This window comes from Flavobacterium micromati, assembly GCF_900129585.1.
Taxonomy (GTDB): Bacteria; Bacteroidota; Bacteroidia; order Flavobacteriales; family Flavobacteriaceae; genus Flavobacterium; species Flavobacterium micromati.
On record NZ_FQWF01000001.1, the window covers coordinates 126,441 to 140,520 of the forward strand.

At 33.9% G+C, this 14,080-nt stretch carries 8 protein-coding genes; all 8 read right to left on the reverse strand.

Features of this window, described 5'->3' with window-relative positions:
* Nucleotides 1-2 precede the first annotated feature (2 nt).
* On the reverse strand, nt 3-938 hold the full coding sequence (locus BUB42_RS00550; protein ID WP_073016151.1) for a carbohydrate kinase family protein: 936 nt from the start codon (nt 936-938) through the stop codon (nt 3-5).
* Nucleotides 939-2,117 carry a glycoside hydrolase 100 family protein gene (locus BUB42_RS00555; RefSeq protein ID WP_073016152.1) on the reverse strand — a complete coding sequence of 393 codons (1,179 nt, stop codon included), beginning with the start codon at nt 2,115-2,117 and terminating at the stop codon, nt 939-941.
* Nucleotides 2,114-3,418, reverse strand: coding sequence for an MFS transporter (locus BUB42_RS00560; protein ID WP_073016153.1), 1,305 nt, complete (start codon nt 3,416-3,418; stop codon nt 2,114-2,116). Before BUB42_RS00560 ends, BUB42_RS00555 begins: the two co-directional genes overlap by 4 nt.
* Before the next feature lie 135 nt (nt 3,419-3,553).
* Nucleotides 3,554-4,471 carry a GyrI-like domain-containing protein gene (locus tag BUB42_RS00565; RefSeq protein WP_073016154.1) on the reverse strand — a complete coding sequence of 306 codons (918 nt, stop codon included), beginning with the start codon at nt 4,469-4,471 and terminating at the stop codon, nt 3,554-3,556.
* A 2-nt stretch (nt 4,472-4,473) separates the two neighbouring features.
* On the reverse strand, nt 4,474-5,799 hold the full coding sequence (locus BUB42_RS00570) for a vanadium-dependent haloperoxidase (RefSeq protein ID WP_073016155.1): 1,326 nt from the start codon (nt 5,797-5,799) through the stop codon (nt 4,474-4,476).
* 25 nt (nt 5,800-5,824) lie between these two features.
* The gene (locus BUB42_RS00575) at nt 5,825-9,085 is read right to left on the reverse strand and encodes a VCBS repeat-containing protein (RefSeq protein ID WP_073016728.1); all 3,261 of its coding nucleotides are present in this window, start codon (nt 9,083-9,085) and stop codon (nt 5,825-5,827) included.
* Nucleotides 9,078-12,410: a VCBS repeat-containing protein gene (locus BUB42_RS00580; RefSeq protein ID WP_244533849.1), complete on the reverse strand. Its 3,333-nt coding sequence runs from the start codon at nt 12,408-12,410 to the stop codon at nt 9,078-9,080. Before BUB42_RS00580 ends, BUB42_RS00575 begins: the two co-directional genes overlap by 8 nt.
* Nucleotides 12,411-12,552: 142 nt before the next feature.
* Nucleotides 12,553-14,073 (reverse strand): RagB/SusD family nutrient uptake outer membrane protein, encoded by a 1,521-nt coding sequence (locus BUB42_RS00585; protein ID WP_073016157.1) that lies wholly within the window; start codon nt 14,071-14,073, stop codon nt 12,553-12,555.
* Between the last annotated feature and the right edge of the window lie 7 nt (nt 14,074-14,080).

Below are 14,080 nucleotides of genomic sequence, written 5' to 3' on the forward strand. Positions count from 1 at the left end.
CCTCAATTAGTATTCAAATATTCTTGAATATCTATGCCTTCAGGTAATCTACCTACGTTTTGAAGTTTTAATGCAGCTAATTTTTGTGCGATTGTAAGTGTTTCTTCAAAGTTTTTATTGTGCAACTGCGCATATAAAAAACCAGTCCAAAAAGCGTCACCTGCGCCTGTAGCGTCTCTGATATCTGCTACTGGAAAGGCTGCTTGGTAAAATATTCCAAGAGCAACATTAGACAATACTACTCCATCTTTTCCTTTTGTCAAACAAATAGTATCCGCGCCTAAACCATGGAAATAGTCAAAAATATAGTCGTTCGATTTTACTTCATCAAAAAGACGGTAACAGTCATCTTCGCTTACTTTCACTAACGGATTAGTAGCTAAATATTCCGTTAAAATTTGGTTTGCCTCTTTTCGATCTGGCCAAATTTTTTCTGAAAAATTAATATCAATACTAGTTTGTAATCCTAGCGCCTTTGCTCGTTTTGCGCTTTCTACAATTGTTGTACGTGCTGGGTTTTTGCTTAGAGCGAAACAGGTGGTATGAAAGATTTTAGCACTTTTTAATAAATGCTCTGGAATTTGATTTGGTTCAATATGACAATCTGCTTCTCGATACGCAATAAAATCTGGCGTGCTAGTTGATTTTGAAACAAATATTACAGAAGTTGGGTGCGTCGCCGATTTTCTAATTTGAGAAGTAATTACGTTATTGGACTTCAGTTTTCTAATGATATATTCTCCTAATCCATCATCGCCACAAGCAGCTATTAAAACTGATTTCAAACCTAAACGCACAGCATTCACCGCCACATTTGTAGGCGAACCACCTAATAAGCGATGATAATCTTTAGTTTTGTTTATTGACGAATTCATTTCATGACCAATAAAATCGATCAAAACTTCGCCAGCACAAATTATATCTATTGTCTTTTCCAACTAAATTAAAAATTTAAAATTTGTATATAAACTTTGATGTATTAACACCGCAGCAGCGGCACTCCACGCGCAAAAAGGGACTCCATTGGGCTCTTTCGTTTCACTATTGAAATTTTCGTAAAAACTAAAATCCTGAACTGCATTGACTGTGTTTATAGCATTTAGAACTTCACTAGCTTCTTTACTTTTCCCTTTTGAAAGAAGTGCCAAACCATAAAAACCATTTACCATAGACCAACTTCCTCCATTATGAAACTCATTAGGATAATTCCTAAACTCATATTTACAATTGTTTTTTAGCAAATTCCAATCTAAATCCGTTTCTTTTATTGCGGGCCAAAAAGCAGGTAATAATTTTAATTTCGTTTCATTTTTGAGACTAATTGAATAGTCTAAAATTATATCTTGAAAATCCTGAGAACCAATGTTTAGATACAATGCTAATGAATTTGCAAAAGCATCAAATTGTGTTTTATATCCTGCTGGAGAAAATGAACAAGGCATGAATTTTTCAATATTTATTTCCTGATATGCTCGCTGATGATATTTATCACCAAGGTCATTTGGGGTAAAATTGATTTCTATTTGTTCTATAATTGCTTTAATTTTAGTTGAAATCACGTCATCTTCCACAAAATAATTATAGCTTTTTAATGCCCAAACCCTCAGTAATTGATCGTACAAAACGTAGCCATCAGTAATATATTCATCTGCCCAGTTTCCTGAAAGCGGAACGTATAAAAGACCTTTGTTGTTAAATTCCCACGCATCTAAAAGTGCAAAACACTTTTCAATATGAGTATTGAATTTTGCTACAAAAGCTATATCATTAGTATAAAAAGCATATTGACAAACTCCTATTACAAACCATGTCACTGCGTCAACTCTTCCTGCTAAACCGCCATAACTCACCTCAACTATATTACCATTTGTCATCACATTTGATGGAATCGTTCCTGCTTTGTGCTGATTATTTGCTAACGTTTCTAATGTTTTTTTAAAAGTTTCTATTAGTTCTTTGTCGCCAGAAGCTAAAGCCGCCAATCCGCAAATAACTCCGTCGCGAGCCCACACTCTTTGATAATTAGAAATATTATTTGCACTCGCAAGAAAACCCTCTGGCGAAGATACCTTTTGCAATAACTCTACTGCTTTACTATAATTTATATCGGTTTTCATATCGTTGTTGGCACTTTTTTACTTTGAATTAACATCGTGCAAAAAGCACCAATTAACAATAGCACACCAGCAAACGTAATTGCTTGGCGAGGATCATTGTCTAGAAAATTTCTTAAAATATAACCAAAAGAGAGATTTTGAATAATCATCGGAATAACAATCATCATATTAATAATGCCCATGTACACACCATATCTTTCTTTTGAAATTACGGCAACAACCATTAAATAGGGAATTCCCATCATACTTGCCCAAGCAATTCCGTAACCTATGACTACCGCAAAAAATAGATATTGGTTATGCACCGTTGGGAAAAATAAAAAGGAAGTAGCTCCAAATAAAAGACAGACAAAATGAACCATTTTTGCTCCATATTTTTTGGCTAATTTTGCCAAATAAAACGCGATGGAAAAAGTGACTATGAATCCAAAAGCCCCAATCAATCCATTCCACTCCACCGCTTTTTCATAGCCTGCAGCATTCTTTGGAGTTACATCCCAGACAGATAATGCAATACTTTTTGAATTGTTTTGCCAGTAACACATCATTGCGTACCACTGAAACAAATAAACCAAAAAAAGCTGCCACATTACTTTAGGCATATCTAATACTGCTTTATAAATATCAACAAAAGGAGAAAAAATCTTTAAAGGTTCAGCTTTTAGTAGTGCCAATTCTGCTTCTGTCGGCGGAATTTCTTTGGTTTTGTTCATGCTCCACCAGATAGAAGTTACCGACAGAATAGCACCCAGAAAAAAAGAAGCATATATCCAAGTAGGCAATGAACCTGTGTAGCCCACAAAAACAATTGGAAAAAGAAATAGAGAAATATAAGCTAAAAACTGTCCGAAACCTGTGAAAAAACTTTGCGCTTGAAAACCCATTGGTTGCTGCTCTTCGTCCAGAGTATCAGCGATAAAGGCCCGATAAGGCTCCATTGCAGTATTGTTCCCGATATCTAAAATCCATAATAAGCCTGCAGCCATCCATAATGAACTACTAAAAGGAAAGAGAAAAAGTGCGATGCTGCAAATTATTGCTCCAATAAAGAAATAAGGTTTTCGACGTCCCCATCTTGGGTGCCATGTTTTATCACTCATTGCTCCTATTATAGGTTGAATTAATAAACCTGTCAAAGGTCCTGCAAGATTTAGTATTGGAATTTGATCAGGACTGGCATGTAAAAAATCGTAGATAGGATTAACCGCACTTTGCTGTAAACCAAAACTGTATTGAATACCAAAAAAACCAACATTCATATTAATGATCTGCCAAAAACTTAGTTTAACTTTTAAATTCATTCTGGTTGGTTAATTTGTTGATTTTTACTAAAATTAATTTTTAAAATGTCATTTAAAAGCACATTCAAAACTAAAACGTTTTCGAAAGTGGCGAAAACGTTTTCGATAAACTCAAAAATCTATATTAATTTTAATTTAATCAGCTGCAAAGGGCATCATAATTTCGGTTTTCCATTGCAATTCATCCCCTCCATTGAAAGGATTTGCTAAAAAATGTTCTAAAACTTGATGTTTTATTTTAATGTTTTTTCTTTTGGCATAATCTAATAATGCAAACCATGCACGATCCGACGTTCTAAAATTGCCATAATAGGTTGCTTTTAATCCGTGCAAAGCCGGTAAAGATTTAAATTTTATAACTTCATCAAAAACAACTTTAGTGTTTTTATCTACTGGGAAGCAATAGTTAAATTGTAAGGTTTCGTTTTCAAGATCCCAATTTGTAATCTCTAGATAAGGTTTTCCTTTGATTTCGATATTATTATTGTATAAAAAGCCGGTAATTAGTGCATCACTTGCAATCATATTTTGTGCCTTCCTTTGCAACACGCTTTCCAAGCTAATGTATGCAACAGAAACTTCTTTAGTTGAAGTTTCACCATCAATAACAACTTTAAACTTTTGCAAATGATCATCTAATCCCTTTTTAAAATCAGTGATCTTTCTAATTTGTTCCTTTTTGAAATCGGTATTATAAAAGGGAACTGTTATTTTATTATACCAACTCTGATTTAAATCTTTAATACCAACACTCAGTTTTGTAATAGAATCATTAATCGAAGTTATGTCCCAAACGTATTCCATTTGGACATTTTCTTTTTCCATTTTTTGTTTAATAAACTCAAAATCCCTCTTTTCTATTAAGGTGTATTTTTCTCCATCTTTTAATAGCTGCGCTACAGTCCATTCCTGTATTCCCTGAAAAACGGTTCCTGTTGCAGCTTTTACTTTAAATGAAATACAATAATCTGATTCTTTTACAGCAAAATACCAAATTAAAAACAAACTAATAAACCCAATTGACCCTACTGATATCCTCTTTTTTAATGTCATTTCTATTTAATCATTTTTAATTTTCCAACAATAAAATCCCCAATATCTTTGCCATGATCCATACCGTTTACAATGGCTGATGTGTAATGAATTCCTCCATAGAATCGGCTCATTGCGGCTTCTTTTGCAGCGGCATCAAAGGATTTAAATTTTCTTATTGGCAATCCAAACTGAACTTCAGTGTCATCAGCGTAAGCAAAATTATCTCCAAAAACTGAGGTCAAAATAGAAGCCGAACACATTGAAACTACCGAATGACCGCTGGTGTATTCCGGAAAAGGTGGTGTTTGTAGAATTGGTTTCCAGTTCTCATCGATATGTTGATTAATTACAGTTTCTGGACGAACTGCATTACTCTTAAATTTTTCGTTCCAGCAACTGATGAAACCATCAAAAATCCCTATCGAAGTTTTGGTGTAAGCAAAAACTGTTTTAGCAAAATCAGCATTTGATTTTTTAGATGCAATTTTTGTAATTCCCATCCAATGTGCTCCAGGCGTGATCTTTTTTTTAGCAAACATCATGTGCCCTTGAGTAACCGAAACATAAGGGTTACAATCCCAAAATTGGGCCATCTTTATTTCTTCAGAATCATCTCCTTTTTTAATCATCTGTTTACTTATGTCATATACTTCCTGTACTTCCTTGAAAAAGGGGGAACTTTTATCTAATGAAAAAGTGAAGGCGGGAATGGGCTTAAATTGGGAAGCGGAATCGAGTACCATAGTTCTGATTTTTCCCCAATGTGGCTCTATCGCATCCATGTATGAAGGTGGAGTTGGCTGCCATCTTCCTGGTTGATTTGCATAAACAGAAAATTTAGACATGGTTCTGGTTTCTTTGTAATTATCTTTTCCCATCCAAATCTTTATTCGTTCGGCAACTTTTAGTCCGTATTCTTTGGAAACTAAAAATTCCTCTTCATTTTCATTAGTCCATTTTTGATATAAACTATCTCGAAATTTATCCAATGTTTCTTCTGAAAAAACCAATTGCTTACTCAGTTCCATGTGCGCAATTAATGCTGCTAGCGGCTGATTAATTTTCTTTTTTACATCAAGTTTAGGAATCGAATCTAACCCATTTAATTGATTTTGAAGGCTTGTATAAGTTTTACTGTTTTGAGCCATTATTTCATAAGCGGCAATATTAGGATATACAAAAATCCTACTGGCAACCGGCGGAGAAAAAATATCATGAATCATAATTTGAGTTACATTGTCTACTGCTGCATGATATTCCTCGGTAGTAATCACGATAGATTGCTCCTTTTTACAAGAAATAAAAAGAAACATAATGGAGACAAGACTAAAAATTTTAGTTTTCATTTTTTAATGTTTTGAAAGTTGCTTTCTATTTTTTAGCTGATGGCATTTCATATACTTCTGCCTTTTTATTATTGATTGTGACTAACATGTATTTCTTACCATTAAAAGTAATAATATCAAGGTGCCTAACCGCTTTTTGGGTCAAATCAATTCCGATTTGATTTCCTAAATATATTACTTTTTCATTTTTTATTAATGCACCAGAAAACCCATCAAACCTACTGTGATATGGCGAAACTCCAAAATAATTTCCGGCAGCAAAAACTTCTTCTTTCGCATCCGAATCAAAATTAGACTTTACAAAACTCGTAATTGGAGCTACTTGCATTTTGTTAGAAAAGGGAACAAAAGTAAATTTACCATTGTCATTTTTTAAATAACCCGATTTCAAATTATGCACTTCAAACAGCTTTCCTTTTTCAAGTATTTTTGGATCAAAAACCTCTTCTAATGTTTTTCCTGCAAAGGATTTGTAATTATTGAATTTCTTCTTTAGCATTCCGCTAAATTGTTCTGCTAGCTCATCCAAACCAGAAATAGTATAATATTTTCGGTCCTTTTCTATAGCAACAATAGTTTCAAAATTGCCATTAATGTCAAAATCATCGTAATACATCTTCATTGGAAAATTTTTACTAGCTTTGAATTTAGAATTCAAACCCCAATTTCCAACTAAATAATCCTGATCGCCATCGTGATCGATGTCAAAAGGAATTACTGCTTGCCATAATCCATTGCTTTTTTCCGGAAAAACAGTTGCCGTAACATCGGTAAATTTACCGTTTTTATTAGCAAAAAAAGTAGGTTTCATCCATTCTCCAATTACAATTAAATCCATTTTTCCATCCTGATCGAAATCTGTAAAAACAGCATCAGTAACCATTCCAATATTTTGAAAAGTTTTGTTTTGGACAATTGTAAAAACTCCTTTATTATTATTCAATAAGTAGCAATCTGGAAGGCTTCCAAATCTATTATTTATGGAATTATTACCTATAAAAAGATCTAAATCGCCATCTTTATCATAATCAAAAGTCTTAACTACAGCGCCATTTTGTGCTATTTTAGGCAATGCTGCTTTAAGGAACTGATTGCTTTTATTCAAATACATTCGATCCTGTAAGTCAGCTGCATTTTCACCACCACCGGAAGCAACATACAAATCATTTAATTTATCATTATTAAAATCACCAATTACCGCTGAGGCATCTTCAAAAATAGAATCCTTTTCGATTTCAGCAACTTCTTTTTTTGCAAATCCATTGGTATTTTGGAAATAGATCATTGCCTTTTTGCCTTTGGAACCGCCAAAAAATATATCTTCTTTTCCATCGCCGTTCAAATCTCCTATTGCAGTTGCAGCGCCTCGATCTGATCGTTGATACGGAATTAATTTTTGAACTAAAAAGTCCACATAGTCATTTTCCTGATGCATAAAGTCAATTCCTAATCCTGTTTCTACCTTTTTAAAAATGGGTAAAACTGCAGGATGCAAGGTTTTGTAATCAAAAACTTTTCTATCTTTCTTTGCTTTTATCGTAAGGGTTTGAGATGTTTTAACATTCTTCAAGGTTTGATAGGTCTTGTCTGGCCACACCACCACTAATGAATCTATTTGTTTTGTTTTTCCATAGCCAAAATGAATCATTGGTTCTGACGAAGATTGAAATCCTCTACTAGTTTGCAGTTCCTTGAATTGTTTCTTTCCTTTCGAATAGGAAATTACTTTGGCTCCAATTCCAAAGGTATTTTTTCCTGTAAACCGCAATTTCAATTTTAAATAGTTTGATTTCGCATCTGTTTTATTAATGTAAACCGAAGCAATAGCATTTGTATTATTAGTAATTACATCTAAATCTCCATCATTATCAATATCAGCATAACCGCTACCGTTTGAGATTATAGAATCATTCTCTATCCAATCCTTCGAGCGGTTTTTAAATTGCAAATCAGCTGCGCCTTGAAAAACATAATTCGTTACATTTCCCTTTGGCATTCGCTTCAAAGCCTCTTTATCCAGAAGCTTCGTGGTGCTAATTTTACTTTTTATTTGATCATTTGAATAATATTTGACATAATCTAAATCATTTGGACGTTTTGGAATTCCGTTACTCACAAAGATATCCTGCTCTCCATCTTGATCATAATCGCCAAATAAAGTGCTCCAACTCCAGTCAGTAGCGGCAATACCACTTAGCAAAGCAGTTTCGGTAAATTGGTTTCCAGCTTGATTCAATTGCAGCATGTTTCTGGTATACTGGTAATGATAGCCCAACTTTTCTGTTCTCATTTTTAGCATTTGGACGTTGTCATCGCCAAGAGAAGATTTCAAAACTTTTTCATCCTCGGGAAGCATGTCCAAACTTAGAATATCGGGAAATCCATCATGATTTACATCGGCAACATCAACTCCCATCGAAAATCTAGAGGTATGTCCAAAATATTGCTTTAAACTTTCGGTAAAAGTTCCATCACCGTTATTGAGATAATAGTAATCATCTTCGTGAAAGTCATTACCCACGTAAATATCCGGATATCCATCTAAATTGAAATCGGAAACTGCCAGTCCTAATCCATATCCATTTGCACCGCCAAAAATCCCTGCCTGTTCACTAACATCTATAAATTTTCCATTGTTATTTTGAAATAGCTTATCACCAGATTCATAACTTCTATTGTTTCGAATAGTAGCATTGCCAAAAGAAGATTCAGAATGAACCGCATGATTTAATAGATACATGTCAAGATCTCCATCCAAATCATAATCAAAAAAAGCGGCTGACGAACTGTAATTATCTAAATCTAATCCGAACTGTGCTGCACTTTCTGTAAACGTATTGTCCTTATTATTGATAAATAATTCATTTTGACCTTCAAAACCATTAATTCCTACTACGGCACAAACATAAATATCGAGATATCCGTCTCCGTTCACATCGGCCATTACCGTTCCAGCGTTCCAGTCACTTTGACTTTCCACTCCAGCTTTTGCCGAAATATCTTCAAATTTATTTTTCCCTTTATTCAAGTATAATTTGTTCTTCCCTTGATTAGAAGTAAAATAAATATCGACCAAACCATCGTTATTAATGTCGCCAAGAGCTACACCGCCGCCATTGTAATAATACAAATAATCTAAAATGGAAATGTTTTTGGATTCTAATAATTCGTTATTAAATAAAATTTTACTTTCTTCTGAAGGCAACATCTCAAATAACTTTCCTTCCTTTTTGGAACAACTACTAAAAAGTACTAAAGCCAGAATTATTCTAAAATAATTATTCATTGATTCTAAATATTTTGGGGACATTATCATTTACAACTGCTATTATTGAAACCGTTTTGTTTTTATCTCTTATTACTTTCAGGTTTTTGACCTCTCCTTTAATGAAGAAACCCGATTTTTCATAAGGTAACCAAGAAAAAGTTCCGTTTTTACTGCCTAGAAGAATGCTACCAAAGTTTGCATCTAATCTTGAAAACTGCGGTTTAAATTCGTATTGATTTCCTCCCAATATCAAATCTAAAATTCCGTCATTATTTACATCCATTACACAAATTGAATTTACAGATGAAAATTGAACTTCTTTTGGAAGTTTTTTTATTTCAAACTTACCATTCCTTGTATTAATTGCAATTATACTTTCTTGAATATTAACCGTCTTTTGTATCGAATTACTAACTATTTCTGGGACGAATAATTCTTGAAATGTCTTTGTGGAATAATCTTTATAACTTAAATTTTTCTTTTTAATTGAAGGAATCTGTCTGGCTAATTCCTGCTTTAGGTTTGTAGGCAAATCTTTACTTTTAATTGATTGAGTGGCTATTTGTTCAATAGTTCCGTTGTTGTCAAAATCATTGACAAACAATTTTAATGGATTTGCAACAGCGGGTTTATAGGTTGTATTTGTTCCTTTGTTACCCAAAACCAAATCCTTTTTACCATCATTATTCAAGTCCACACAACTTACTGCGTTCCAAAAACCTTTATAATCATCAAGATTAGACTTATATTCAGTTAATCTTCGTCCTGTGTTTTTGAAAATCATCGGAGCGGTCCAGTCGCCAACCAAGATTAAATCTTTTTTAGAATCATTATCAATATCTTCCCAAACGGCATCTGTAATCATACCAACAGCATTAATTTTGAATGCTTTTTTATCTATTACATTTGTAAAATTGCCCTTCCCGTCATTCTCTAGTAATAAATGCTTAGGATCAATTCCATAAACTCCGGGAACACTTCGGCTGCCAATAAACACATCAATATCACCATCATTGTCAAAATCATAAGGAGCAATTACAGCAACATTATTATTAGTTGCTGGCACGTTCGTTTTGCTTTTTACAAAAACTCCTTTCCCATTATTCAAATACAAACGGTTTTTATAATTAGCCTGATCTGCTTTTTCGTTTCCACCGGAACCCACTAGCAAATCAATGTCGCCATCATTATCTGCATCAAAAAAACTGGCTGCTGTATCTTCAAAATTAAAATCGCCATCTAAGTCTTTCTGAGAGGTTATAGCAAAATTACCATTCCCATTATTCAAATATATTTTGCCTGTCTGCCCTTTGGCTCCACCTACATAAACATCTTCATTTCCATCTCCATTAATATCAGCAACAGCGAGTGAAGGCCCTTCTTGTGAAAGCATTTTCGATATTAATCCTTCATAATCAAAATCAATATAATCATTTTCTTTGTGCGCTACAAACGGTGTTTTCTTTTCTACAAATAATGGTTTTAATGCCTTGTTTTTTATAGTATAATCAAATTTAGCATCTAGGATATTTAGCTTTAATGTAGTATTTTTTAATATTTTTTTTACCGTTTGGAATTTTCCATTTGGCCAAATTACTTGTATGGAATCTATTTTTTTTGTGCCAATTCCAAAAGTCATTATATAATCAACAGACGATTGAAAACCTCGCGAAGGAATCAACTCTTGTCTGAGAATCTCTTTTCCTGAAAATAATTCAACAACACTCCCGACAGCGAATTTATTTTGACCTTCTCCTTTTAATTTTACTTTTATAAAGTGGTTCTTTTTATTTTTCTCTGAATTATTGCGATAAACAAAAGATTCCATATTGACGTTATTGACAATCAAATCTAAATCGCCGTCATTGTCTAAATCGCTATAAGCAGCACCATTAGAAAAACTTGGCGTGTCAAATCCCCATTTCACAGCTTCATTTGTAAAAGTCAAATTCTTATTATTTCTAAAAGCGTAATTGGGAATTGGTGTTGTTGGCATTTTACTGATAATGGTTTGAATTTCTTCTTTCTTTCCAGTTACTACCATCTTTTGCATAAATTCATTTGCAAAAAAGTCAACAAAATCTTGATTGGTTAAATCATTATAAATCCCATTACAAACATAGATGTCTTTGTATCCATCATTGTCCATATCAAATAACAAAGCGCCCCAACTCCAGTCGGTTTTAGCTACACCAGCATAATTTGCTATTTCAACAAATTGGCTAGAACCATTATTAATTTGCAATGTATTCTGCATATATTGAGTATAAAAATCAAGATTTAATTTTCTAACAAATAAATCATAATTTTCAAAATTGGTTGTCGTTTTAAGGCGTTCGTCTGGTTCCGGTAACATATCCGTTACAAAAATATCGGCTTTTCCATCATTGTTGACATCTGCCATATCAGCTCCCATCGAAGATTGACTAATATGTGAAGTCCACCCCTGAATTTGTTCGGTAAAGGTTCCGTTTTTATTATTGATGTACAAATAATCACGCTCATAAAAATCATTTGAGATATAAATATCTGGATATAAATCTCCGTTTACATCGCCTACAGTAACGCCCAAACCAAAGCCAATAAGGCTACCATAAATACCAGATGATGCACTTACATCAATAAATTTTCCGTTGTCATTACGCAATAATTTATCGCCACCACCTTTCAAAATTTCGGCGACATCCCAATCTTTGTCTCTTAGGTCTCGTTTATTGGAATAATTGAGGCTGCTTACGGGAATAAAACTGTTATTTAAAATATAAACATCTAAATCACCATCTTTATCATAATCAAAAAAAGCGGCGTGAGTAGTTATTCCTGTATCCGCTAGATTATATTCGGCTGCTTTTTCAGTAAAAGTAGCATTGCCATTATTTATAAAAAGTTCGTTTTTTTGCTGGTTTCCCAAACTATTTCCTGCATTACAAACATAAATATCGAGTAATCCATCAGCATTAATATCGACCATAACCACGCCTGTTGACCAGGTTTTGGTTCCTTCGACACCTGCTTTTTTAGAAATATCTTCGAATGTAAAATTTCCTTTATTTAAGTATAATTTGTTTGTTCCAAGATTTGAAGTGAAATACACATCCGAAAGACCGTCATTATTGATGTCTCCAATAGCAACACCGCCACCATTGTAAAAGTTTCGATATTTGAAGATGTTCATATCCGCACCATTCTTAACTTCATTGACAAAATTAATTCCTGTTTTAGAAGAGTCTAATATAGAGAATAACACGTCTTTATTTTCTAAATTTTCTTTGGAACAATTAGAAAAAAAGAGAATCATAAGGGGTAATAAGACAAAACGATTAGACATATTATATTGTAGCATTTTAGTTAGGTAATTGCAAGGATTAGAATTGCCTAATTTATATAATATTGGTATAAAAAAGAATAAAATAGTTATAAAATAAAGAGGGTAATAAATACCCTCTTTATAACTAACTCAAAAAACACATTATTTTTAAAAAATTTTAGTATCCTGGATTTTGTTTTAAATTAGCATTAAACAAAGCCTCAGCAGGAATTGGATATAAAAGGTACTTAGCGTCAGAAACGTAAGGCTTTAAACTTCTAACATCTAGGAATCTACCAAAGCGTATGGCATCGTTTCTTCTCCATCCTTCCCACCACAATTCTCTGCCTCTTTCAGCATAAATACCATCTAAAGTGGATGCCGCAGGTATAACACCAACTCTTAATGCTAAACTACTCATAATTGCCGCTGCTCCAGAACCTGAGCCGCCTCGAGCTATTGCCTCTGCTTTCATTAATATTGCGTCAGAATAGCGCATTAATACAAGATCATTGTCCGGAACATTTAAATTTCCAGTATCCGGGATGTATTTAATACCACGAATACCAGCGGTTTCAAGAGTCACGCCTGAGGTGATTAAAGTCAAAGCAGGCGTAAAAAACAAAGCATTATTGTTTCTATCTTTAAGTGGAGTAACACCTCCCGGAGCAAATTGTTGCCCCACTTGAAATCCAACTGGATTACCAAAACTAGTTATAATAGCAGGAGTAGAAAATTTAGCGCGAGTATCAGCAGCATTAAATCTATTATAATACTCTGCAACCGTGGTAAAACCATTCCATCCATCGGGAGTTTGATTATAATGTGCTCCCATCCTCCACTTAGATTGCATACCACCACCATCTAAACCTTGGTTATTTACAGAAGAGAAAATAACCTCTGGAGACGTATTGTTAGTTGGTTTAAAGTTATCCCAATAGCTTGGCGCTAATGTGTTTGTTATTGCATCTATATTTTGAACTACTTTGGTCATGTCAGCTGCATCGAAAGTATACGGACCTGCTGCGGTTGTTGATTTAAAAACAGCTTTATTCAAATATGCTTTTGCTAATAAAAATCGAGCTGCATCTTTATTTATAACAAAAGCTTGATTAGTAACCCTATTAGGTAGCGTGTTTAAAACTGCTTCTAATTCTGATATAACAAAATCTGTAGCTTCAGTCCGCGTCCAAACCTGCGGATCCACGGTCAAAGCAGAACCCGCAGCTCTGTACGGTGCTTGTCCGAACAAGTCAACTACATTATAGTAGTACCATGCTCTCAAAAATCGAGCTTGCGCAACTTGAATTGCAGTTCCACCGTTTTCAATTACAAGATTACATTTGAATGCATTTGACAATAATGAATTCCATGCGTTTCTTACCTCAGGATGATCAGGAGCCCATGTGTGTGTGTGTATTTGCCTCCACACGCCCGCATCATCCCAATCCCCTCCACGAGTTGGACCAACCATAGCATCTGTAGACATTTCATCCATTGCATAAACTCCTCCTTGACCATTAAAATCTCTTAATCCCTCAATTGCAGATTGTAATGTACCAGCAACATCAATAGTTGCTCCTGCTGTGTTATTATTGGCAACTCCATCTAAGATCTCTTCATCTAGATTAGTACAACCAATGCTCAAAGAAACTACACCTAAGTATAGAAATCCTTTTATTAAATTATTTCTTTTCATGATTTAT

Bases quoted from the DNA above. Each gene is read 5' to 3' on its own strand.
- BUB42_RS00570 (WP_073016155.1), bottom strand. From the start codon at position 5,799: ATGAAAACTAAAATTTTTAGTCTTGTCTCCATTATGTTTCTTTTTATT.
- BUB42_RS00575 (WP_073016728.1), bottom strand. From the start codon at position 9,085: ATGAATAATTATTTTAGAATAATTCTGGCTTTAGTACTTTTTAGTAGT.
- BUB42_RS00565 (WP_073016154.1), bottom strand. From the start codon at position 4,471: ATGACATTAAAAAAGAGGATATCAGTAGGGTCAATTGGGTTTATTAGT.
- BUB42_RS00555 (WP_073016152.1), bottom strand. From the start codon at position 2,117: ATGAAAACCGATATAAATTATAGTAAAGCAGTAGAGTTATTGCAAAAG.
- BUB42_RS00580 (WP_244533849.1), bottom strand. From the start codon at position 12,410: ATGCTACAATATAATATGTCTAATCGTTTTGTCTTATTACCCCTTATG.
- BUB42_RS00560 (WP_073016153.1), bottom strand. From the start codon at position 3,418: ATGAATTTAAAAGTTAAACTAAGTTTTTGGCAGATCATTAATATGAAT.
- BUB42_RS00585 (WP_073016157.1), bottom strand. From the start codon at position 14,073: ATGAAAAGAAATAATTTAATAAAAGGATTTCTATACTTAGGTGTAGTT.